The sequence below is a fragment of the Streptomyces sp. NPDC088745 genome (assembly GCF_044751045.1).
GTDB classification, from domain to species: domain Bacteria; phylum Actinomycetota; class Actinomycetes; order Streptomycetales; family Streptomycetaceae; genus Streptomyces; species Streptomyces cremeus.
Genome location: NZ_JBIVLB010000002.1, coordinates 404,561 through 425,252, shown reverse-complemented (window position 1 = coordinate 425,252; position 20,692 = coordinate 404,561). Strand labels below are relative to the sequence as shown.

Annotated in this window: 18 protein-coding genes; 12 read left to right on the top strand and 6 right to left on the bottom strand. The window is 71.1% G+C overall.

The genetic code is table 11. The features are described 5' to 3' along the window. Positions 1 to 161: 161 nt before the first annotated feature. Positions 162 to 1,751 carry an AMP-binding protein gene (locus ACIP93_RS06495; RefSeq protein WP_401756335.1) on the bottom strand — a complete coding sequence of 530 codons (1,590 nt, stop codon included), beginning with the start codon at positions 1,749 to 1,751 and terminating at the stop codon, positions 162 to 164. Positions 1,752 to 2,395: 644 nt separating this feature from the next. Between ACIP93_RS06495 and hemA the strand changes: the two genes are divergently transcribed. The 5 genes from hemA to ACIP93_RS06470 are packed head-to-tail and all read left to right on the top strand — an operon-like array spanning position 2,396 to position 7,330. Beyond that, positions 2,396 to 3,613, top strand: coding sequence for a 5-aminolevulinate synthase (hemA, locus tag ACIP93_RS06490; protein ID WP_401756332.1), 1,218 nt, complete (start codon positions 2,396 to 2,398; stop codon positions 3,611 to 3,613). Continuing rightward, the gene (locus ACIP93_RS06485; RefSeq protein WP_401756329.1) at positions 3,610 to 4,128 is read left to right on the top strand and encodes a GNAT family N-acetyltransferase; all 519 of its coding nucleotides are present in this window, start codon (positions 3,610 to 3,612) and stop codon (positions 4,126 to 4,128) included. The genes hemA and ACIP93_RS06485 overlap by 4 nt, the downstream gene beginning before the upstream one ends. 5 nt (positions 4,129 to 4,133) lie before the next feature. Next, positions 4,134 to 5,216 (top strand): Gfo/Idh/MocA family oxidoreductase, encoded by a 1,083-nt coding sequence (locus ACIP93_RS06480; RefSeq protein WP_401756326.1) that lies wholly within the window; start codon positions 4,134 to 4,136, stop codon positions 5,214 to 5,216. Then, entirely contained in the window at positions 5,213 to 6,427 is a 1,215-nt protein-coding gene (locus ACIP93_RS06475; protein ID WP_401756323.1) for an MFS transporter, read from the top strand. The genes ACIP93_RS06480 and ACIP93_RS06475 overlap by 4 nt, the downstream gene beginning before the upstream one ends. A gap of 36 nt (positions 6,428 to 6,463) precedes the next feature. Then, the gene (locus ACIP93_RS06470) at positions 6,464 to 7,330 is read left to right on the top strand and encodes a LysR family transcriptional regulator (protein ID WP_401756321.1); all 867 of its coding nucleotides are present in this window, start codon (positions 6,464 to 6,466) and stop codon (positions 7,328 to 7,330) included. Here ACIP93_RS06470 and ACIP93_RS06465 read toward each other — a convergent pair. Beyond that, the gene (locus ACIP93_RS06465) at positions 7,264 to 7,593 is read right to left on the bottom strand and encodes a hypothetical protein (protein WP_401756318.1); all 330 of its coding nucleotides are present in this window, start codon (positions 7,591 to 7,593) and stop codon (positions 7,264 to 7,266) included. The genes ACIP93_RS06470 and ACIP93_RS06465 overlap by 67 nt on opposite strands. Positions 7,594 to 8,274: 681 nt before the next feature. Continuing rightward, positions 8,275 to 9,363 (bottom strand): redox-regulated ATPase YchF, encoded by a 1,089-nt coding sequence (ychF, locus tag ACIP93_RS06460; protein WP_345228628.1) that lies wholly within the window; start codon positions 9,361 to 9,363, stop codon positions 8,275 to 8,277. A gap of 218 nt (positions 9,364 to 9,581) precedes the next feature. Between ychF and ACIP93_RS06455 the strand changes: the two genes are divergently transcribed. Next, positions 9,582 to 10,214 (top strand): DUF6542 domain-containing protein, encoded by a 633-nt coding sequence (locus ACIP93_RS06455; protein ID WP_401756313.1) that lies wholly within the window; start codon positions 9,582 to 9,584, stop codon positions 10,212 to 10,214. 176 nt (positions 10,215 to 10,390) lie between these two features. Here the strand turns inward: ACIP93_RS06455 and ppgK are convergent, their stop codons facing one another. Continuing rightward, on the bottom strand, positions 10,391 to 11,128 hold the full coding sequence (gene ppgK, locus ACIP93_RS06450) for a polyphosphate--glucose phosphotransferase (protein ID WP_345228627.1): 738 nt from the start codon (positions 11,126 to 11,128) through the stop codon (positions 10,391 to 10,393). Between the two features lie 57 nt (positions 11,129 to 11,185). Further along, positions 11,186 to 12,166, bottom strand: a complete 981-nt coding sequence (locus tag ACIP93_RS06445; protein WP_380837217.1) for a 4-hydroxy-3-methylbut-2-enyl diphosphate reductase — start codon at positions 12,164 to 12,166, stop codon at positions 11,186 to 11,188. Positions 12,167 to 12,255: 89 nt separating this feature from the next. Here ACIP93_RS06445 and ACIP93_RS06440 point away from each other — a divergent pair, with 89 nt between their 5' ends. From ACIP93_RS06440 to ACIP93_RS06425, 4 genes are all read left to right on the top strand, one after another. After that, complete coding sequence (locus tag ACIP93_RS06440; RefSeq protein ID WP_401756309.1) at positions 12,256 to 13,674, top strand: APC family permease; 1,419 nt, start codon at positions 12,256 to 12,258, stop codon at positions 13,672 to 13,674. 9 nt (positions 13,675 to 13,683) lie between these two features. Beyond that, complete coding sequence (gene xseA, locus ACIP93_RS06435; RefSeq protein WP_401756306.1) at positions 13,684 to 14,889, top strand: exodeoxyribonuclease VII large subunit; 1,206 nt, start codon at positions 13,684 to 13,686, stop codon at positions 14,887 to 14,889. A 74-nt stretch (positions 14,890 to 14,963) separates the two neighbouring features. Then, positions 14,964 to 15,221, top strand: a complete 258-nt coding sequence (locus tag ACIP93_RS06430; RefSeq protein WP_380837214.1) for an exodeoxyribonuclease VII small subunit — start codon at positions 14,964 to 14,966, stop codon at positions 15,219 to 15,221. Between the two features lie 680 nt (positions 15,222 to 15,901). Then, a complete protein-coding gene (locus ACIP93_RS06425) occupies positions 15,902 to 17,608 on the top strand; it encodes a sigma-70 family RNA polymerase sigma factor (RefSeq protein WP_401756303.1) in 1,707 nt (568 codons plus the stop codon). A 24-nt stretch (positions 17,609 to 17,632) separates the two neighbouring features. Here ACIP93_RS06425 and ACIP93_RS06420 read toward each other — a convergent pair whose 3' ends face one another. Beyond that, the gene (locus ACIP93_RS06420) at positions 17,633 to 18,448 is read right to left on the bottom strand and encodes an isocitrate lyase/phosphoenolpyruvate mutase family protein (protein WP_345228622.1); all 816 of its coding nucleotides are present in this window, start codon (positions 18,446 to 18,448) and stop codon (positions 17,633 to 17,635) included. Positions 18,449 to 18,712: 264 nt separating this feature from the next. On the opposite strand from ACIP93_RS06420, the gene ACIP93_RS06415 reads away from it, so the two are divergent. Continuing rightward, positions 18,713 to 19,720: a DUF4190 domain-containing protein gene (locus ACIP93_RS06415; protein WP_401756299.1), complete on the top strand. Its 1,008-nt coding sequence runs from the start codon at positions 18,713 to 18,715 to the stop codon at positions 19,718 to 19,720. Between the two features lie 139 nt (positions 19,721 to 19,859). Further along, a complete protein-coding gene (locus ACIP93_RS06410) occupies positions 19,860 to 20,612 on the top strand; it encodes a GntR family transcriptional regulator (protein ID WP_401756296.1) in 753 nt (250 codons plus the stop codon). Positions 20,613 to 20,692 lie beyond the last annotated feature (80 nt).

The following is a 20,692-nucleotide window of genomic DNA, read 5'->3' as shown; positions in this document are numbered from 1 at the left end:
GCGCCGGCCGGTAGGTGTCCGGGCCAGCGCTGTGGAGTGGGCGGTTGGCCCAGCGGTCCGCCGGAATGGCGGGGTGATGGTGCAGTGGCCAGGTGGTGTGGGGGCCAGGTGGTGCAGCGGCCGAGCAGCGCAATGGCCAGATGGTGCAGTGGCCGGATGATTCAGTGGCTGAGTGCTCCGGTGGTTTCGCACTCCCTCAGCACCCAGGCCCGCAGGACTGTCTTGTCGAGCTTTCCGCTGGTGTTGCGGGGCAGGGCTTCGACATGGCTGACGGCGGTCGGCAGCTTGTAACGGGCCAGCCACTGGCCGGTGTACGCGCGGACTTCCTCGATGGTGAGCCGGGGCGCCGCGCCGTCCTGCCGCAGTACCGCGATCGGGGTCTCGCCCCACTTCGGGTGCGGCACGCCCACCACCGCCACGTCGTGGACGTCAGGGTGCGCGGCGAGTACCCGCTCGATCTCAGCGGGGTAGACGTTCTCTCCGCCGCTGATGATCATGTCCTTGATGCGGTCGACGATGTGGAGCAGCCCTCCCTCGTCGAGGTAGCCGATGTCGCCGGAGTGGAACCAGCCGGAGCAGTCGAACGCCGCCGCGGTGGCTTCAGGGTTGTTCCAGTAGCCCGGGGTGACGTGCGGCCCCCGGACACAGACCTCTCCCGGCTCCCGCGCCTCGGTGACGGTGGCTCCCGTCTCGGGGTTCGTCAGCCGTATCTCGGTGTACGGCATGGGGAAGCCGGCGGAGTCGGGGTGGTCGCCGACCAGGTGCCCCGGCAGGTACGTCGCGAACGGCGCGGTCTCGGTCAGCCCCCACGCCTGCTGCAACTGGACACCACGGGCCGCGTAGTCGCGCACCAGTTGTCCCGGCACCGGGGCCCCGGCCACGACCGCGGCCGTCAGCGCGGTCAGATCGGCGTCGGCGAATCCGGGGGCGCAGGCCAGCGCGGCGAACATCACCGGCACCGCGAAGACGCTGTTGACCCGGTACCGCGTCAAGTCGGCGAGGCACTGGGCGGGTTCGAAGGACCGCCTGACGACCACGGTCCCACCGCGGGTCAGGGCGCCCAGGGTGAAGGCGTTGAGGCCGCCGATGTGGAACATGGGCGCCACCGCGAGCGTGGTGTGGCGGGGGCGTACGTCGATGGAGGCGGTCACGTTGAGGTGGTTCCACCACAGGTTTCCGTGGGTCAGCATCACACCCTTCGGACGGCCCGTCGTCCCCGAGGTGTACATCAGCACGGCGGTGTCGTCCGGACCGGCCTTGACGGCTTCGCAGCCCGGGGTGCCCCCGCCCGCCTCGGACAGGCGTTCCCAGCGCGGATGGGCCGAGGCGGCGGCCGGGGCGAGCGGGTCACGGTCGCCGAGCAGGAAGCGGCGGACCGGTGAACCGTCGGCGATGCTGTCGACGACCGGCCGGTGTCCGTCCTCGGCGACCACGGTGTGGGTGCCGGAGTCGTGGAGCAGATAGGACACTTCTTCGGCGGCGAGCCGGAAGTTGACCGGAAGGAATATCGCTCCGAGATGGGCGGCGGCGAGTGCCGTCTCCAGCAGCAGTGCGCTGTTGTGGCCGAGGTAGGCGACGCGGTCTCCGGCCCGCAGGCCTCCCCGGGACAGGATGCCGGCCATTTCACGGACCCGGGCGCTCAGTTGGGCGTACGTGGTCTCGGCGCCCTCGTAGACGATGGCCGGCGCGTCACCGGCGACCCGCGCCCAACGGTGCACGGCTGCGGCCGTGCTGATGCTGACTTCTCTCATGTTTCCCCCGTGCTGAGTGAGTGCGAAGGTGTTGCGGGTGCTGCTGCGGGCCGCCATGGGGCCGCCGGGACTCGGGTGCCGTCGTATCGGACATCGGGTTCGCGCCCCCCTGGCGGGTCGAATGCGCGAATGCAAGAAGGCGCGAGCAGAGCTGAGGGCCCGGCGGTCGGCCGGTTGATTTCATGGCGATACGGCCCCCGCGCGGGGCTGGAGATTCACCAGGGGCGGCACGGGAGCCGAATTTCGGATCTGGGCTGAGATAATACCGCAGCGCCAGACCGGAAAGCCGAACTGAACAGCAGTCGGACGGGACAGCGGAACCGGAATGGAGAGCCTGCTGTGCGGTCGGCACGCCGACGAATTGTTTTCCTCGGCCCCTATGTGGAGACGGTCGCCCTGCAGTGACGGAAGGGAACCTGGCAGCAGCCTGTCGAGCACTCCGGGGCAGCGTATCGGATTCCCCTGGTCTTGATGGTGTGACTGGCATCTCATGGAGCACCGTAAACTGCGATGACCTGCGGTTATGTAGAAGATGCATCATAGATGCAGCTGACTGACTTGCGGGGGTGGTGCCCGCTGTATGTAATTCCTGCGTTTACGAATCATGTGCGCTCGCAGGTGCACGCTAGTTGCAAGGCGGGGGAATGTACGAAAGCTATCTGGCGGAAAAGCTTGACAAGCTGAGACGCGATGGCCAGTATCGAACGTTCGTAGAAATCAATCGGCACGCGAACGCGTACCCGAAGGCGACGCTTCGCGCGGCCGATGGGTGTGGCCAGCAGGTTTCCGTATGGTGCAGCAATGACTACCTGGGGATGTCGCAGCACCCCAAAGTGGTCGAGGCCATGCATCGGGCAATCGATGAATACGGAGCCGGTTCCGGGGGGTCTCGAAATATCGGCGGAACGCACGCCCACTACTCCGCGCTGGAGACCTCGCTCGCTGAATGGCATCACAAAGAAGCCGCCCTGGTCTTTCCCACGGGATACAGCTCGAATGATGCCACTCTGCGATGCCTGCTACGCCTGCTGCCCGATCCCATTGTCCTGTCTGACGAGCTGAACCACGCTTCGATCATCAATGGGATATGCAGCACGAACGCGGAACGCCAGGTATTCCGCCACAACGATGTGGCCCACCTGGAGGAGCTGCTCTCCAGCCAGCCTCTGGACCGCCCGAAGATCGTTGTCTTCGAGTCCGTCTACTCGATGGATGGTGACGTCGCCCCCATCGAAGAGATCGTCAAGCTCGCGCACGAGTACAACGCGCTCACCTACCTGGACGAAGTGCATGCGATCGGCATGTACGGGCCCCGGGGCGCGGGGATCGCGGCACAGCTGAATGTCGACCACCTCGTCGACGTCATCCAGGGCACGATGGCCAAGGGAATCGGCGTCATCGGCGGATACATCACCGGTTCGACCACCCTCGTCGACGCGGTCCGCAGCTTCGCCTCGGGCTTCATCTTCACCACCTCACTGCCGCCCGCCGTCGTGGCGGCCTGCCACGCCAGCGTGGAACACCTGAAGACCTCCACCGCCGAACGGGACGCGCTGCAGAGCAAGACCGCCCGGCTGCGTACCGCCTTGGCGGGCGCCGGGATCGAAGTGATGCCGTGCAGCACGACGCACGTCCTGCCGGTCCTGGTCGGGGACGCCGAGCTGTGCAAGCAGTCGGCCGCACGCCTCCTCGACCTGCACGGCGTCTACCTCCAGCCCATCAACTCGCCCACCGTTCCGGTCGGCACCGAGCGGTTCCGCGTCAATGTCACGCCGAATCACTCCGACGAGGACATCGCCCACCTGGTCCGTGCCCTGGACGAGGTCTTCACCCACTTCGGTCTGCACAGGAGGACAGCGTGACGACAGCGACCGACACCGTGGTGCGGCGTGCGGAGCCGGGGGACATCGACGAACTCATCCGTCTGCGCGCCTTCCTGCTCGACGGCGACGAGGAGCAGGCCTCGCTCCCGTACATCGCGACAACCCCCGAGGCACGCAGGGCGTGGCGGGCGGGCTACCGGGCCTGGCTGACGGAGAAGTTGTCCCATGAGGACGTGTTCGTCTCGGTGGCCGCGGGCCCCGGCCGGCTCCGCGCCTGCGCCATCTCCGTTATCGACCAGCGTCCGCCTTCGCCCGCTCAGCCCCGTGGCCGGGTGGCCTGGATGCAGACCCTCATCACCGATCCGCGTGACCGGGGCCAGGGACTGGCCACCGCGGTGATCGCCCCGCTCTTCGAGTGGGCGAGTACGCGCGGCGCCGACATCGCCATGATGCAGAGCTCCAGCGGTGCCGTGGAGTTCCACCGCCGGGCCGGCTGGCAGCTCTCCGAAGAGGGCCTGTACCACCGCCCCGTCACCGCGAGCCGGGAGGGATGACCCGCATGGACACCGTAAAAGTACTGATCGCGGGAATGGGCTACGCCGGTACGCGATTTCGGCGCGCACTGCACAGCCTCTCCGGCCCGCAGGAACTCGGTCTCGACATCGAGATCGCTTATCACGCCCGGCACCGCACGGCCGAGGACATCCCCTACTTCCCCACCGTCGAAGGCGCCCTCAAGGAATTCGAGCCCGACCTCGTCATCGTCGCGGTGACCGACTCGGCGCACGCCGAGATCCTGACGCGCCTCAAGGGTTACCGGGGCTTCGTCCTGGCGGAGAAGCCCCTCACCTCCGCCCAGGACGACCTGGACGCCGTGGTCGCGGCCCTGAGCGATGTCTCCGGCTTCGCCATGGACCTGGTCGGCCGGTACTCGGAGGCGAGCGTGGCCCTTTGGGACTACGCGCGCCGGCACCGGCTGGCCCTGGTGCGGGCCCACGCCACCTGGGGCAAGAACCGCATCAACGACCACCGGCCCACGGTCGGGGTCGCCAGTGAGGTCATCCACTCCCTCAACCTGGTCCAGGGACTCGACCTGGACGGCCGGCAGTTGCGGCTCCGTGACGCCGTCGCCGTCTGCTCCGACTACTCCATCTCCGGCCCCGACGTCCTGGACAGCGTGGCCCTGACGGCACAGCTGGGCGACGCCGTGGTGAGCGTCTACAGCAGCTTCGTCAACGTCACCCGGCAGCGCACGATCGACTGCGCCTTCCGGGACCAGGAAGGCGGCCTGGTCTACGCCACCGTGGAGTACTCCAACCCCACCTGGGATGCGGACCACCTACGGATCTGGCGCGAGGCCGACGGCCGCGAAGAGCTGCTGTGCGAGGTGGACACCCGTAACGACCCTGTTCCCGAAGGGCACAGCACCATCGTCTCGCTGCGCCGCGTCGTCACGGACGCGGTCCGGTTCGCGCACGACCGGCAGCAGCCTGTCGTGCCGTTCGCCGGTCTTGAGGAGTCCGTACGGCTGCAGCGCCTGCTCAACGAGATCGAACAGAAGGCCGCGGTGACCGAACCGGCCAGCTACTTCCCCAACGGCCGCCAGATCATCGCCGAAACGGACTTGGAGCGCCTCGGATGAGCGCCACAGAGAAAACAGCCACCCCGACGAAGGGGGACACCCGCAGTAAGTTCATCCCGCTGCTGGCGCTGGGCACCTTCGCGCTGGGTGTGGACGCCTACGTGATGGCCGGACTGCTGCCCCTGGTGTCGGGGGATCTGCACGTCTCGGCGTCGTCAGCCGGCCAGATGGTCACCGTCTTCACGCTCTGCTACGCGCTGGGCGGGCCGATCTTCGCCACCCTCCTGGCCGCCCGGCCGGCGAAGGTGGTGCTCGGTGTGGCACTGGTGGTCTTCACCATCGGCAATGCCCTGACGGCCGTCGCCCCCAGCCTGTGGGTTCTCCTGCTCGCCCGCGCGGTCGCAGGCATCGGCGCGGGTGTGTACTCACCCATCGCCGCCGCCACAGCAGCGGGTCTGACCGCTCCGGAACGGCGTGGCCGCGCGCTCGCCACGGTCATGGGCGGCCTGAGCATCGGCACCGTCATCGGTGTCCCGGTCGGCATGCTGCTCGCCTCGCACATGGGGTGGCGCGGCACGCTGTGGCTGATCACCGCGCTCGGTGTGGTCGCTCTGATCGGGATCATGCGGCTGCCGCAGGTCGCGGTGAGCCCGCCGCCGCCGCTGGGTCAGCGCGTGCGCGCCCTGGCCAGCGGCCGGGTCGCCGGCATCGTCTCCGTCTCGCTGCTCGGCGGTATCGCCAGCCTCGGTCTGTACACCTACCTCGCTGAGTTCATCGTCGACACCGCGCACACCGACCAGCCGGTCTGGGCGATGTGGGCCTGGGGTGCGGGCGGCATCATCGGCAGTCTGCTGATCGGCCGCATCGTGGACCGCACCGGCAAGCCCTTCGCCGCGGTCTCCTGGATTCTGGTCCTCGTCGTGGCCGGCCAGCTCGTCCTGCCCGTCGCCGCGCACACCGCCGTGGCCCTGGCAGCCGTGCCGCTCGTGATCTGGGGCGCGGCCGGATGGGCCATCCAGGTGCCTCAGCAACACCAGCTCATCGCGGCCCAGCCCGAACATGCCACGGTCGCCGTCTCGCTCAACAGCTCCGCCGTCTATCTCGGCAGCGGACTCGGGTCCGCGCTCGGCGGCGTGGTGCTGGGCCTCGGCGTGGCTCCGGGCTCCCTGCCGTACTACACGGCCGCCCTCACCCTGGTTGCCCTGATCCTGCACCTGACCGTGGTGCGAGGCGCCACACGGCGTGCGGGAGAGGCCGTAAAAGCCTCCTGAGCTGGGAAGTCAGCCGCAACTGGCTAAATTGTTCCCATGGAAATCGGTTTGCATCACCTGCGGTGTTTTCTCATTCTGGCCGAGGAGCAGCACTTCACCTGGGCCGCCGACCGGCTCGGTATCTCCCAGCCCACCCTCACCCGGCACATCCAGCGTCTGGAGGGGGCCCTGAGCCGGACCTTGGTGGACCGCAGCACCCGCCACCCCCGCCTCACCGCGGACGGGAACCGTCTGCAAGCCGATCTCCAAGTCCTGCTGCCCCAGCTGGAAACGGCTCTCCAGCCCCCCGAGCCGCAGTCCTCACTGCGGCTCGGGTATGCCTGGGGCTTCCCCCTCCAGCGTGGCCGTCGAGCGACCGTCACCCTGGAGGGGCAGCACCGCGTCATCGTGCAGACCGTGCGCCGTGACGACCGCACCGCCGGACTGCGCGACGGGTCCGCCGACGCGGCCCTGCTCTGGGGGACCATCCGCGATCCGCGCCTGGTCACCACCGAGATCCTGCGGGAGCCGCATATCGCAGCGATCGCCCGCACCTCCACCCTGGCCGTGCGCGACCGTGTGACCTGGCGCGATCTCGGACGACGCTGCCTCGTCGTCAACACCGTGAGCGGCACGCTCACCCCGGAGGACTGGCCGGCCGATGCCACCCCCGAGATCGGTGTGGAAACCTCCAACATCGAGGAGTACCTCCACGCCGTCGCCGCCAGACGCGGTGCCGGCGTGCTCCCGGTGTCGGTGGCCGACCAGTACCCCGATCCGGACATCCTGTACCTGCCGCTCACAGGCGCCCCGCCCGCCGTCCTCACCTATGCCTATCCCCGCAACAACCCCCACCCCTATGCGGCGACCTTGGGGCGTGTCCTGCGCCAGGACCAGGCCAGCGAGCGGACTCCCGCCACCTGAGACATGTGAACCAGGCGTACGGGCCGGTCCCACCGCGTCGCACCGGAGTCGGGTTCGGGTGTGCAGCAGCCCCAGAGCCCGCCCTGTTCCGGCGTCGACGGCCCGGTCGCGGCCGGGGCGGCTTCCGGGCGTACCCGGAAGGTGGCGTTGCTGGCGGAGGTGTTCCGGGGGGCGGCGGGGGCGGACGAGGTGGCGTTGGTGGTGACGTACTTGTCGGGGAGGCTGCCGCAGCGGCGGATCGGGGTGGGGTGGGGGGTGCTCAAGGACGCCGCGGAGGCGTCCTTGGAGGTGGCGGACGTGGACGCGGCGTTGGGCCGGATCGCGGCTGTCGCCGGTAAGGGAGTGCAAGCGGCTGGTCCGCCTGATCGAAGGGGGGCGCGCCCGCCCCTCCCGGATCCGCGAACTCCATGTTCTGGCCACCATCGTCTCCGCCCACACGGCCAAGGCGTCCCACGACATGGGCGACCCCCGCTCCGCCATGACCCAGGCGCGGGCCGCCGGAGTATGTGCTCAGCACGCCGAGCACGGCGGGCTCATCGCCCTCTCCTGGCGCTGCACCTCGGCCGGTTTGCGGGTGGAGTGCTGTCGGCAGAAGCGTTCAGCATCGCTCTCTGGTTCCGTTCGGAGCATGCGAAACAGTGCAAGGCCGTCGGACACTTGTGTGCGGGTGTCCGACGGTCTTGCACTGTTTCCGGGTGCCCGTAACGGGCTCCTTGGGTGAGTCGACTGATCGGCCCTGTCCGGGTGCTCCCGGCATCCAGCACGGCGGTTGGGGGAGTATCCCGGCACCATCCCAGCACGGCCCGGGTGATCAGGGGTGACGGTGGGTCAGATTTTCCGGCACGCTCCCAGCACGGCCCGAAAGTCAGGGCCCGACCCAAGAGAGTCGGACCCCATCTGAGCTGCATGTTTGCCAAACGGGCGACGTGCTGGTGTGTCGCCCTCTAGACGTTGAAGCGGAACTCCACCACGTCCCCGTCCTGCATGACGTACTCCTTGCCCTCCATGCGGGCCTTGCCCTTCGCGCGGGCCTCGGCGACGGAGCCGGTTTCGACCAGGTCGGCGAAGGAGATGATCTCGGCCTTGATGAAGCCCTTCTGGAAGTCGGTGTGGATCACACCGGCCGCCTCGGGGGCCGTGGCGCCCTGGGGGATCGTCCAGGCGCGGGTCTCCTTGGGGCCTGCCGTGAGGTAGGTCTGGAGGCCCAGGGTGGCGAAGCCGACGCGGCCCAGGGTGGCCAGGCCGGGTTCTTCCTGGCCCATGGACTGGAGGAGTTCCAGGGCCTCGTCGTCGTCGAGTTCGATGAGCTCGGACTCGATCTTGGCGTTCAGGAAGATGGCCTCGGCCGGGGCGACCAGGGCGCGCTGCTCGTTCTTGAAGTCCTCGTCGACCAGCTCGTCCTCGTCCACGTTGAAGACGTAGAGGAAGGGCTTGGTGGTGAGCAGGTGCAGCTCGTGGAGGAGGTCGCCCTGCTCGGTGCCCTTGGTGATGCCCGCGGAGAAGAGGGTCTCGCCCGCTTCGAGGATCGCCTTGGCCTTCTCGGTGGCGGCGAGGACGGCCACCTTCTCCTTCTGGAGGCGGGACTCCTTGGTCAGGCGCGGGATCGCCTTCTCGACGGACTGGAGGTCGGCGAGGATCAGCTCGGTGTTGATCGTCTCGATGTCGTCCTTGGGGGACACCTTGCCGTCGACGTGGACGACGTTCTCGTCCTTGAAGGCGCGGATGACCTGGCAGATCGCGTCGGACTCGCGGATGTTCGCGAGGAACTTGTTGCCGAGGCCCTCTCCCTCCGACGCGCCGCGGACGATGCCCGCGATGTCGACGAAGTCGACCGTGGCGGGAAGGATCTTCTGGGAGTTGAAGATGCCGGCGAGGACCGCCAGGCGGGGGTCCGGGACGCCGACCACGCCGACGTTCGGCTCGATGGTGGCGAACGGGTAGTTGGCCGCCAGCACGTCGTTCTTGGTCAGGGCGTTGAACAGGGTCGACTTGCCGACATTCGGCAGACCGACGATTCCGATCGTGAGCGACACGTTGGCGACTTCCCGTAGCGGAGAGAGGAGAGCTGGTTGCGGCCCGGGGCGGGCCGACCGATCCCCCAGTTTACGGGCGGGCGGGTGGGGGTGTCGTACGGGGAGGAGAGGGGGAGCGGGTGGTCGTGGTGTGTGGATGCGTCGAACGCAGTGCCAAGGTCGGCCCAAAGGCGTGTCCCAGCCCGCGATCCGCCAGTCCGGCGACCTACGTTGGTGCGGTGGAGCATCCCAGGACCCGACCCCGCCCCTCGCCGCGCAAGCCGCACGTCGCCGCGCGGGGAGTTACAGCCGAGACCTCGGCCGTCTACCGGAGTGCCGGGGGAGGAAGGACCGCGCGGCCCGTCGCGCCCGTGGTCCTCGCGCTGCGCCGGCTGCCCCAGCCCCGGCTGACGGGGCTCGGCGGCGGGCTCTTCGCCATGGCCGTCATGGTGGTGCTGGGGTGTCTGGACCAGTTGCTGTTCGACGGGTCGCCGATCGTCTACGGGGTGCTGTTCCTGCCGGTCAGCATGCTGACCGCGCTCTGGGTGCGGCCCGCCGACCTGGTGACCGCGCCGATCAGCGTGCCGATCGCCTTCGCCTGCGGGCTGGTGCCCATCGCGGGCGGGTCGGACGGGCTGGGGAGCCGGCTGATGGCCGTCGTCACCGCGCTGGCCGTCCACGCCGGATGGCTGTACGGGGGGACCCTGATCGCCGGTCTGATCGCGAGCGTCCGCAAGGTGCGGCGGATGGCGAGCAGGCAGGCGGAGCGGGCCGCAGCCGCCGCGCCGCACGCCGCCGTCGCCCCCGCCGCCGTACGACCGCAGGCCCCGGGGCGGACGGGCGGCGTACGACGGCAGCGTCCGCCGAAGTAGCAGCGGGCGAGGGCCGTGCCGCCCCAGGGTGCGGGGCGGCAGGTGCCGTGAGCGGTCCCGGCGGGGTGCGGCAGCGGGTCCCGCGGTCAGGGGGGAGCGGTGTACCGCCTCCGTGTTCCGCGGGCGGGGGAGCGGTCCCGTACCGCCTCCGTGTCCCGTCCGTCCGCGCGGGGCGCTCAGCGCTTGGCGGCGGCCATGGCGGCTCCGACGATTCCCGCGTTGTTCTGGAGCTGGGCCGGGACGATCTCCGCGCGGATGCCCTCGATCAGCGGGAGGAACTTCTCGGCCTTGCGGCTGACGCCGCCGCCGATGATGAAGAGGGACGGCGAGAAGAGCATCTCGACGTGGGCGAGGTACTTCGTGACGCGCTTCGCCCAGTGCTCCCAGCTCAGGTCCTCGTCCTCCTTGGCCTTGGTCGAGGCGTGCTTCTCGGCGTCGTGGCCGTTCAGCTCCAGGTGGCCCAGTTCGGTGTTGGGGACCAGCCTGCCGTCGAGGAAGAGGGCGCTGCCGATGCCCGTGCCGAAGGTGAGCAGTATGACCGTGCCCTTGCGGTCGGCGCCCGCGCCGAAGGTCATCTCGGCGACGCCCGCCGCGTCCGCGTCGTTCAGCACCGTCACCGGCATGCCGAGGCGCTCGCCGAGCACCTGCTGGGCGTTCAGGTCCACCCAGCCCTTGTCGACGTTGGCGGCCGTGCGGGTGACGCCGTCCGTGACGACCCCGGGGAAGGTGATGCCGACCGGGCCCGACCAGCCGAAGTTGTCGACGACCTCCTTGACGCCGTCGATCACGCTGTCCGGCGTCGCCGGGTGCGGGGTCAGCACCTTGTGCCGCGGCTGGGCGAGGTCGCCCCGCTGCAGGTCCACAGGAGCGCCCTTGATGCCCGAACCGCCGATGTCCACTCCGAACACGTTCATGGACACCACCGTACGACGCACCGATGACAGCGGTGCGCCGTACCTCCTGGAAAAGTCCTACCTGCTGCCCAGCGCGGCGGCCTCCGCGCGCAGGTCGCGGCGGAGTTCCTTCGGGAGCGAGAAGGTGATCGACTCGTCGGCCGTCTTCACCGTCTCGACGTCCGCGTAGCCGCGCTCGGCCAGCCACTCCAGCACGCCGTCGACCAGTACGTCCGGCACGGAGGCGCCCGAGGTCAGGCCGACCGTGCCGACGCCCTCCAGCCAGGCCTCGTCGATCTCGGAGGCGAAGTCCACCAGGTGCGCGGCGGGGGCGCCGGCGTCCAGGGCGACCTCGACCATGCGGATGGAGTTCGAGGAGTTCTTCGAGCCCACGACGATCACCAGCTCGGCGTCCTCGGCCAGCTTCTTCACCGCGATCTGACGGTTCTGCGTGGCGTAGCAGATGTCGTCGCTGGGCGGCGAGAGCAGGTTCGGGAACTTGCTCTTCAGGGCGTCGACCGTCTCCATCGTCTCGTCGACGGAGAGCGTGGTCTGGGAGAGCCAGACGACCTTCGACTCGTCGCGCACGGTGACGTTCGCGACGTCCTCCGGGCCGTCGACCAGCGTGATGTGGTCGGGGGCCTCGCCGGAGGTGCCGATGACCTCCTCGTGGCCCTCGTGGCCGATCAGGAGGATGTCGTAGTCGTCCTTGGCGTACCGGACCGCCTCCTTGTGGACCTTGGTGACCAGCGGGCAGGTCGCGTCGATCGTCGCGAGCTTCCGCTCGGCGGCCTCGGCGTGGACGGTCGGGGCCACACCGTGCGCGGAGAACATCACGATGGAGCCCTCCGGGACCTCCGCCGTCTGCTCGACGAAGATCGCGCCCTTCTTCTCCAGGGTCTGCACGACGTACTTGTTGTGGACGATCTCGTGCCGGACGTAGATCGGCGCGCCGTACTGCTCCAGGGCCTTCTCGACGGCGATGACGGCGCGGTCCACGCCCGCGCAGTAGCCACGGGGGGCGGCAAGCAGGACACGGCGCGGGGAGGAGGAAGTCATGCCTCCCATCGTAAGGCCGTGCCCAGGAGGCCAAAGATCGCGTCCGGGGCAACACTGGGAGAGTTGACCGAAGCGCGTACGGAGGAGCGATGGTGGGGAGTCCTGGTGGGGCCACGGAGGCCACGGGTGCGGCAGGGACCGGCTCGGCGGGCCTGAAGAGGAGCCTCGGCTTCCGGGATCTGGTCGTGTACGGGCTGCTGTTCATCGCGCCCATGGCCCCGGTCGGCGTCTTCGGCACCCTCGACGCCAAGTCGCACGGCTCGGTGGCGCTCGTCTACCTCGTCGCCACGGTGGCCATGGGATTCACCGCGTTCAGTTACGCGCAGATGGTGCGGGTCGTGCCGCGCGCGGGTTCCGTCTTCGCGTACGCCCGGTCCGCCCTGGGGGAGGGGCCGGGGTTCGTCGCCGGGTGGATGGCGATGCTGGACTACCTGCTGATCCCCGCGGTGGCGTACCTGTTCTCCGGTATCGCCCTGCACGCGCTGGTGCCCTCGGTGTCGCAGTGGGTGTGGACGGCGCTGGCCGTCGTGGTGACGACCGCCCTCAACATGTGGGGCGTGCGCGCCGCCGCCCGGGTCGGGTTCGCGGTGCTGGCGCTGGAGATCGCCGTGCTGGTGGTGTTCGTGGTGGCCGCCGTGGTGGTGCTCGTACGGGACGGGGCGCAGCGGGACTGGCTGTCGCCGCTCACCGGCGACGGGTCGATGGGCGGGTTCTCGCTCGCGGCGGTGCTGGGCGCGGTGTCGGTGGCCGTGCTGTCGTACCTGGGCTTCGACGCGATCGCCTCCTTCGCGGAGGAGGTCACCGGGGGTTCCGCGAAGGTGGCCAGGGCGGTGCTGCTGTGCCTGGCGATGGTGGGTGTGCTCTTCGTCGTGCAGACGTATCTGGTGGCACTCCTGTCACCGGTGCAGGCGGCGGACCTGGCGGCCGATCCGTCGAAGCAGGGAACCGCTTTCTACGACGCCGTGGACGGCTCGGTCGGGCAGTGGCTGCACGACCTGGTCGCGGTGAGCAAGGCGATCGGGGCGGCCTTCGCGGCGCTCGCCGGGCAGGCGGCGGCAGGGCGGCTGCTGTTCGCGATGGCGCGGGCCCGGCGGCTGCCGGGGCTGCTGGCCCGGGTGGACGGGAAGTCCGGGGTGCCGAGGGTGGCGCTGGGGCTCGCCGCCGTGGTGACGCTGGTGGCGGCCGTGTGGGCGGCCTCGCGGGGCGACGGCATGGACCACCTGGTGTCGGTGGTCGACATCGGCGCGCTGACGGCCTTCGTGCTGCTGCACGCGTCGGTGGTGGGCTGGTTCGCGGTACGGAGGATGGGCGGACCGCCGGTCTGGTGGAAGCACGTGGTGGTACCGGTGCTGGGTGCGGTCATCGCGGTGGCGGTGATCGTGGAGGCCAGCCGGACGGCGCAGGTGGTGGGCGTGGTGTGGCTGGTGGTGGGCCTGGTGGTGCTGTTCGCCCAGCGGGGGCGGCGGGCGGGGGCCGACGCGGGGGTCGATGTCGGTCGGTCCGGCTAGCCTCGCTGTATGGCTCTGAATACGTCAGCGGACGCGCCTCTGCCGGTCGGGCAGGTCTCCCGGTTGATCGGGGGGTGGATCGACCGGCTCGGCAGCGTGTGGGTCGAGGGGCAGATCACGCAGTTGTCGCGGCGGCCGGGGGCGGGGGTCGTCTTCCTGACGCTGCGCGATCCGTCGAACGACATCTCGGTGGCGGTGACCTGTTACCGGCAGGTTTTCGACACGGTGGCCGACGTGGTGTCGGAGGGGGCGCGGGTCGTCGTCCACGCCAAGCCGGAGTGGTACGCGCCGCGCGGGCAGCTCTCGCTGCGGGCGAGCGAGATCAAGCCGGTGGGGATCGGGGAACTGCTGGCGCGGCTGGAGCAGTTGAAGAGGTCGCTGGCGGCGGAGGGGCTGTTCGCGCTGGACAGGAAGCGGAGCCTTCCCTTTCTGCCGCAGTTGGTCGGGCTGGTGACCGGCCGCGCGAGCGCCGCCGAGCGGGACGTGCTGGAGAACGCGCGGCGGCGGTGGCCGGCGGTGCGCTTCGAGGTGCGCAACGTCGCCGTGCAGGGGGTGCACGCGGTGCCGCAGGTGGTGCGGGCCGTGCAGGAGCTGGACGCGCTGCCGGACGTGGACGTGATCATCGTGGCGCGGGGCGGGGGGAGCGTGGAGGACCTGCTGCCGTTCTCCGACGAGTCGCTGGTGCGGGCGGTCGGGCAGGCGCGGACCCCGGTCGTCTCCGCCATCGGGCACGAACCGGACTCGCCGTTGCTGGACCTGGTGGCGGATGTGCGGGCGTCGACGCCGACGGACGCGGCGAAGAAGGTCGTGCCCGACGTGGGGGAGGAGCTCGACCGGGTGCAGGGGCTGCGGGACCGGGCGCTGCGGACCGTGCGGGGGCTGCTCGACCGGGAGGAGCGGGGGCTGGCGCACGCGCTGGCCCGGCCGGTGATGGAGCGGCCGCAGCGGATGGTCGAGGACCGCGAGGACGAGGTCGACGCGCTGGTGGCGCGCAGCCGCAGGACGCTGCGGCACCTGCTGGACCGCGCGGACTCCGAGCTGTCGCACACCCGGGCGCGCGTGGTGGCGCTGTCGCCTGCGGCGACGCTGGAGCGGGGGTACGCGGTATTGCAGCGGGGCGACGGGGCGGTGGTGCGGTCGGCGGAGGAGGTGGCGGCCGGGGACGTACTGCGGGCGCGGGTCGCGGAGGGGGAGTTCGGGGTGCGGGTGGAGTGAGTTCGGAGGGTGGGTTCGTGGGCGGGTCTGTTGTTGAGTCGGAGTTGTCGGAGCTCGTGCATAGGGTGGAACGCATGGCCAATACGGATGAAGCCGCAGTGTCGGGTGCGTCGGGTTCTTCGAGTGCGTCGGGTGCGTCGGGTGCCGAGGTCGGTTATGAGCAGGCGCGGGACGAGCTGATCGACGTCGTACGGCGGCTGGAGGCCGGGGGGACGTCGCTGGAGGAGTCGCTGGCGTTGTGGGAGCGGGGGGAGGAGCTGGCGAAGGTGTGCAGGGGGTGGCTGGAAGGGGCGCGGAAGAGGCTGGATGCGGCGTTGGAGGCGGAGGGCTGAGGTGGTGGGGGCGGGCTCCGCCTGATCCGGTGGGTGTTTCTGTCCCCCTCCGGAGGGCGTTCCGCCCTTCGCCTCGCCCCTCCTTCTCCTCCTGATCCCGCTGGGTGCCGGACCTCCGTTGGGTGCCGACCCCTTGTTGGGCGCCAGCCCCGTTGGGCGGCGAACCCGCCCCTGCCCTCTTCCTTCGCACCCGGCCCCTTGGGCTTCGCAACAGCCCTGTCACCCCCGTCCCCTTGGGCGACGGGGCCGCCCCAAGGGGGCGGAACGGGCGGGCAAGGGGGCGGCCCCTCCCGCTCCCGGCCCACCCGGGTGCCGCCCCTCGCGTCAGCGCCTGTGCCGGGCACGCTCCTTCGGCGAGGCCGAGAGCTCAGCCCCGGTACCGGGCCAGGCAGCCCCGTTCTGCTCACGCAGGAGAGGCCCCGGACCCGCCCCTTTCCCTGAAGCGCTCGCCGCGCGGCCATCGCACGGTTCCGTGCAGGAGCGTCGTGGCTGGTCGCGCAGTTCCCCGCGCCCCTGACGCGGTGCCCCCTCGGCGGGAGGCGGAGAAGTCGGGGGGAAGTTTTTGTTATGGCGGGGGGTGGGGGCGGTCTCCTAGGCGTGGAGCAAGATGCGGGTGCGTGCCGCGTACGCAGGTGCGTAGGCGCGTATCGGGCAATCCGGCGGAGAAGGGGCGGGCAACCGTGAACAGGGAACACGGAGTCGCGCGGGTGCTTGCCGCGCAGAGCGGCGACCCGCAGGCACAGGACGCCCTCGTCGCCGCCTATCTGCCGCTCGTCTACAACATCGTCGGACGCGCCCTGAACGGACACGCCGACGTGGACGACGTCGTGCAGGAGACCATGCTGCGGGCCCTCGACGGACTGCCGTCCCTGCGCATACCCGAGGGCTTCCGGTCCTGGCTCGTCGCCATCGCCATGAACGAGGTGCGCCGGCACTGGCAGCGCGGGCAGACCGACGCCGTGCCGGTGTCGGAGGAGCGCGAGCTCGCCGACCCCGCGGCCGACTTCGTCGGGCTGACCCTGGTGCGCATGGGGCTGTCCGGGCAGCGGAAGGAGACCGTCGAGGCCACGCGGTGGCTGGACTCCGACGACCGCGCGCTGCTGTCGCTGTGGTGGCTGGAGGCGGCGGGCGAACTGACCCGTGCCGAGGTCGCCACCGCGCTGGACCTGCCGCCCGACCACACCGCCGTCCGTGTGCAGCGCATGAAGGCGCAGTTGGAGGCGTCGCGGGTGGTGGTGCGTGCCGTGGCGGCCGTGCCGTCGTGCGGGACGCTGCGGGAGGTGCTCGGCCCCTGGGACGGAGTGCCCTCCGCGCTGTGGCGCAAGCGCATCTCCCGGCACGCCAAGGAGTGCGCCGCCTGCTCGGGGCACCGCACCGGGCTGGTGCCCGCCGAGGGGCTGCTCGCCGGGTTCGGGCTCGTGCCCGTGGCGGCGGCGCTGGCCGCGGCCGTCAGCGCCGCGGTGCGGCGCGGGAGCGGCGGGATCGCCCCCGTCGCGCACGCCCGGGACGTACCGCCGTACTCGCAGGACCCGCTCCACGGGACTCAGGCAGACACATCACAGCACGGGACGCAGGAGCACGACTTGTCGTACGGCGACGCAGCAGAGAACCAGCAGAGCACCACCCCCCACGGGCCCTCCCGGTCCCAACTGCGGCAGCGGCGCACCCGCAGGAAGCGTCAGGTGATCGGCTCGGCAGCCCTGCTGGCGCTCCTGGGCGGCGGTTTCGGGGTGTACCAGATATTTTCGGGCGGCGGCAGCGGCGGGGGCGGGGGCAGCACGAGTGTCGCGGACGCCGCGCGCACCGGCGGGCCGGCCCTCCCGTCGAGCCCCGCCCCCAGCGCCACCGCTCCCGTCCCCACCCCCACCCCCAGCGCCTCGGCCGCCCGCACCGCCACGCCGAAGCCCACCAGGTCCGCCGCCACCAAGCCGCCCAAGCCGCCCACCAGGACGCCGTCGAAGGCCGCGCCGCCGCCCAGGCCGCCCCGTACCGACAAGCCCGCCCCGCCCGCGCCCCCCGCCGGGCCCGCGCAGGAGGTCGTACGGCTGCTCAACGAGGAGCGGGCCAAGGCCGGTTGCCCGGTGGTGCGCGGCAACGCGCTGCTGGACACGGCCGCCCAGCGGCACTCCGCGGACATGGTCGCCCGCGGTTACTTCGACCACACCAGCCCCGACGGCGACGGGCCCGGCGAGCGCGTCACCGCCGCCGGGTACAAGTGGTCGACGTACGGCGAGAACATCGCGGCCGGCCAGCGCACCCCCGCCGCCGTCATGAAGGCCTGGATGAACAGCTCCGGGCACCGCGCCAACATCCTCAACTGCGCGTTCAAGGAGGTCGGCATCGGCGTCGCGGACCACCGCTGGACCCAGGTCTTCGGCGCCCGGTAGGGCGGCGGGGCCGGCGGCCGGACGTCAGCGGGGGAGGAGGCCGTTCAGGTCGCCGTAAGGAATGGCGTCCGCGACCGTCCCGTACGTTCCCCGCTCCAGGAGTTCGCGGGTCGCCCGGCGGGCCACCGCGTACGCCGCGGCCGCCACGGTCGAACCGAGGCTGATCCGGGCCACGCCCAGCTCCGCCAGTTCGGCGACGCTCGGGGCGCCCGGGCCCACCAGGACGTTCAGCGGGACGTCGACGGCGGCCACCAGCGCGGCGATGACCTGCGGGTCGGTCACCCCGGGGACGAAGACGCCGGACGCGCCCGCGGCCACGTACGCCCGCATCCGCTCGGTCGTCTCCTGGAGGCGGCCGGACTCCTCGCCGAGTCCGAAGAGGTACGTGTCGATGCGGGCGTTGAGGTAGAGCGGCATCCCGGCCTTGTCGGCGGCGGCCCGCGCGGCGGCGATCCGGCCCGTCTGGGCGGCCGGGTCGCGGTTGCCGTCCTCCAGGTTGACGCCGACCGCGCCCGCCTCGATCACCTTCGCCACGGTCTCGCCGACGCCCTCCGCGCTCTCGGCGAAACCGCCCTCGATGTCGGCCGTCACCGGCGCCTTCACCGCCGCCGCGATCCGGGCGACCAGGTCCAGGGCCCGGCCCCGGTCCAGTACGTCGCCGTCCGGCGAACCCAGGCTCCAGGCGACCCCGGCGCTGGTCGTGGCGACGGCGGGGGCGCCCGCGTCCTCGGCCACCAGGGCACTGGCGACGTCCCACGCGTTGGCGACCAGGAGCGGGGACCCGGGGCGGCGGTGCAGGGAGTCGAGGAGCGTGGCCTTGTCGTGCTGCGTCGTCGTCATGGGGACCAGTGCATCAGGTCGGGACGGGCGGCGCTGGCGGTTTTCCGACATGGTCGTGGGCTGCTCCCGGCGGGGCGGCCGGACGGTGTCCGGCAGGCACGGGGCAGGTGACGAGCGGGCCGCCCCGGCAGGCATGGGGGGCGTACGAGCGGGCCGCCCCGGCAGGCATGGGGGCGTAGGCGCGGACTGCCCCGGCGGGTACGGGGCACGTACGATGCGCCGGGCACCCCGCGCCCCGCACCCCCGACGAGGAGCACCGCACCGATGGCGATACCGCCGCCCGAACAGCCCTGGGACCCGCCCCAGGGGACGAATCCGCAGGGGCCGAGCCCCCAGGGGCCGAATCCGCAGGGCTCCCCGCCGCACCAGGCGTACGGGCAGGCTCCCGGACCGTACGGTCAGCAGCCTCCGTACGGGCAGCAGGCGCCGTACGGACAGCAGACCCCGTACGGCGCCCAGCCCTACGGTGTCGGTCCCTACGGCATGCCGCCCGTGCCGCCCGCCACCAACGGGCTCGCCATCGCCTCGCTGGTCACCGGCATCGTCTGCTGCGTGCCCCCGCTCGGTCTCGTCCTCGGCCTCATCGCGCTCGCGCAGATCAGGAAGCGCGGCGACAGCGGCAAGGGCTTGGCGGTGACGGGCATCGTGCTGTCCTCGCTCAGCGTCGTGCTCACCCTGGTGACGCTCCTCACCGGCGGGTTCGGCGGCATCCTGCGCGGCCTTGAGCGGGGGGCGGACGGAACCGGCCGTTCCGTCACGGATCTGCGGGTCGGGCAGTGCTTCAACTCCGTCGACGGTTCGCTGGAGGGCACCACCTACCGGGTGGACGTGGTCGGCTGCCAGGAGGAGCACGACGCGGAGGTGTTCGGCACCTTCGACCTGGCCGACTCCCGCACGTACCCCGGCGACGAGAAGATCAGCGCCATCGCCGACCGGCGCTGCTCCGCCGCACAGGTGACCTACACCGGCGGCTCCGACATCGAGGCGGACTTCTACTACCTGATGCCCGACCGCCGGGGCTGGCGGCTCGGGGACCGGGGCGTCACCTGCGTCTTCGGCAACGAGTCGGGGGAGAAGCTGACCGGTTCGCTGCGCGACGGCGGTGCGGGTGGTGCGGGTGGCACGGGCGCTGCAGGCGGCACGGGTGGTACCGGCAGTACGGGTGGTTCGGGCGGTACGGGAGGGACCGACGGGTCCGGTGGTACGGACGGGACCGGTGGGAGCACCGGGGGTGGCGCGAGCGTCGGTACGGATGCGCAGGAAGAGGTGTAACGCCTCACGCCCCTTACCCAAGGAAACATGCCTGCGTGAAGCCGAATCATCACTTCGAGTGAAACTTTGGCCTTTGCTTGTGTTCCAGAACCCACGGTTGCCAGGCTGTTGCTGTCTGTCAACCTGATGGGAGTGGCCAGTGACATTCGGTGAGCAGCCGGCCTATCTGCGCGTGGCGAGGGACCTGCGGCAGCAGATCGCCGACGGGAAGCTGCCGCCGCACACCCGGCTCCCCTCGCAGGCCCGCATCCGTGAGGTCTACGGCGTCTCGGACACCGTCGCGCTGGAGGCGCGCAAGGTGCTGATGGCGGAGGGCCTGGTCGAGGGCAGGTCCGGCTCGGGGACGTACGTCCGGGAGCGCCCGGTGCCGCGCAGCGTCGCCCGCTCCGCCTACCGGGGGCCGGGCTCGACGACGCCCTTCCGGCAGGAGCAGGCGGCCGAGGGCACGCGCGGCACCTGGGAGTCGCGCAGCGAGCAGGTGGAGGCGTCCGCCGAGGTGGCGGTCCGGCTCGGCGTCGAGCCGGGCGAGCGGGTGATGCGCACGAAGTACGTCTTCCGGGACGCGGGGGAGCCGATGATGCTGTCGACCTCCTACGAACCCCTGGCCGTCACCGGGCGGACACCGGTGATGCTGCCCGAGGAGGGCCCGCTCGGCGGCTGCGGGGTGGTCGAGCGGATGGCGGCCATCGACGTGGTCGTGGACAACGTGGCCGAGGAGGTCGGCGCCCGGCCGGGGCTCGCCGAGGAGCTGGCGGAGCTGGGCGGGGTGCCGGGGCATGTGGTGCTGGTGATCGAGCGGACGTACTACGCCTCGGGGCGGGCCGTGGAGACCGCCGACCTGGTGGTCCCGGCGGACCGCTACCGGGTGTCGTACCACCTGCCGGTGCGGTAGCCCGGCACCGGCACGGGAACGCCAATTTCCTTGGCGCGCCCGGCGGTTGGGGTTTTCGAGGGGGCGCGTCCACGCGGACG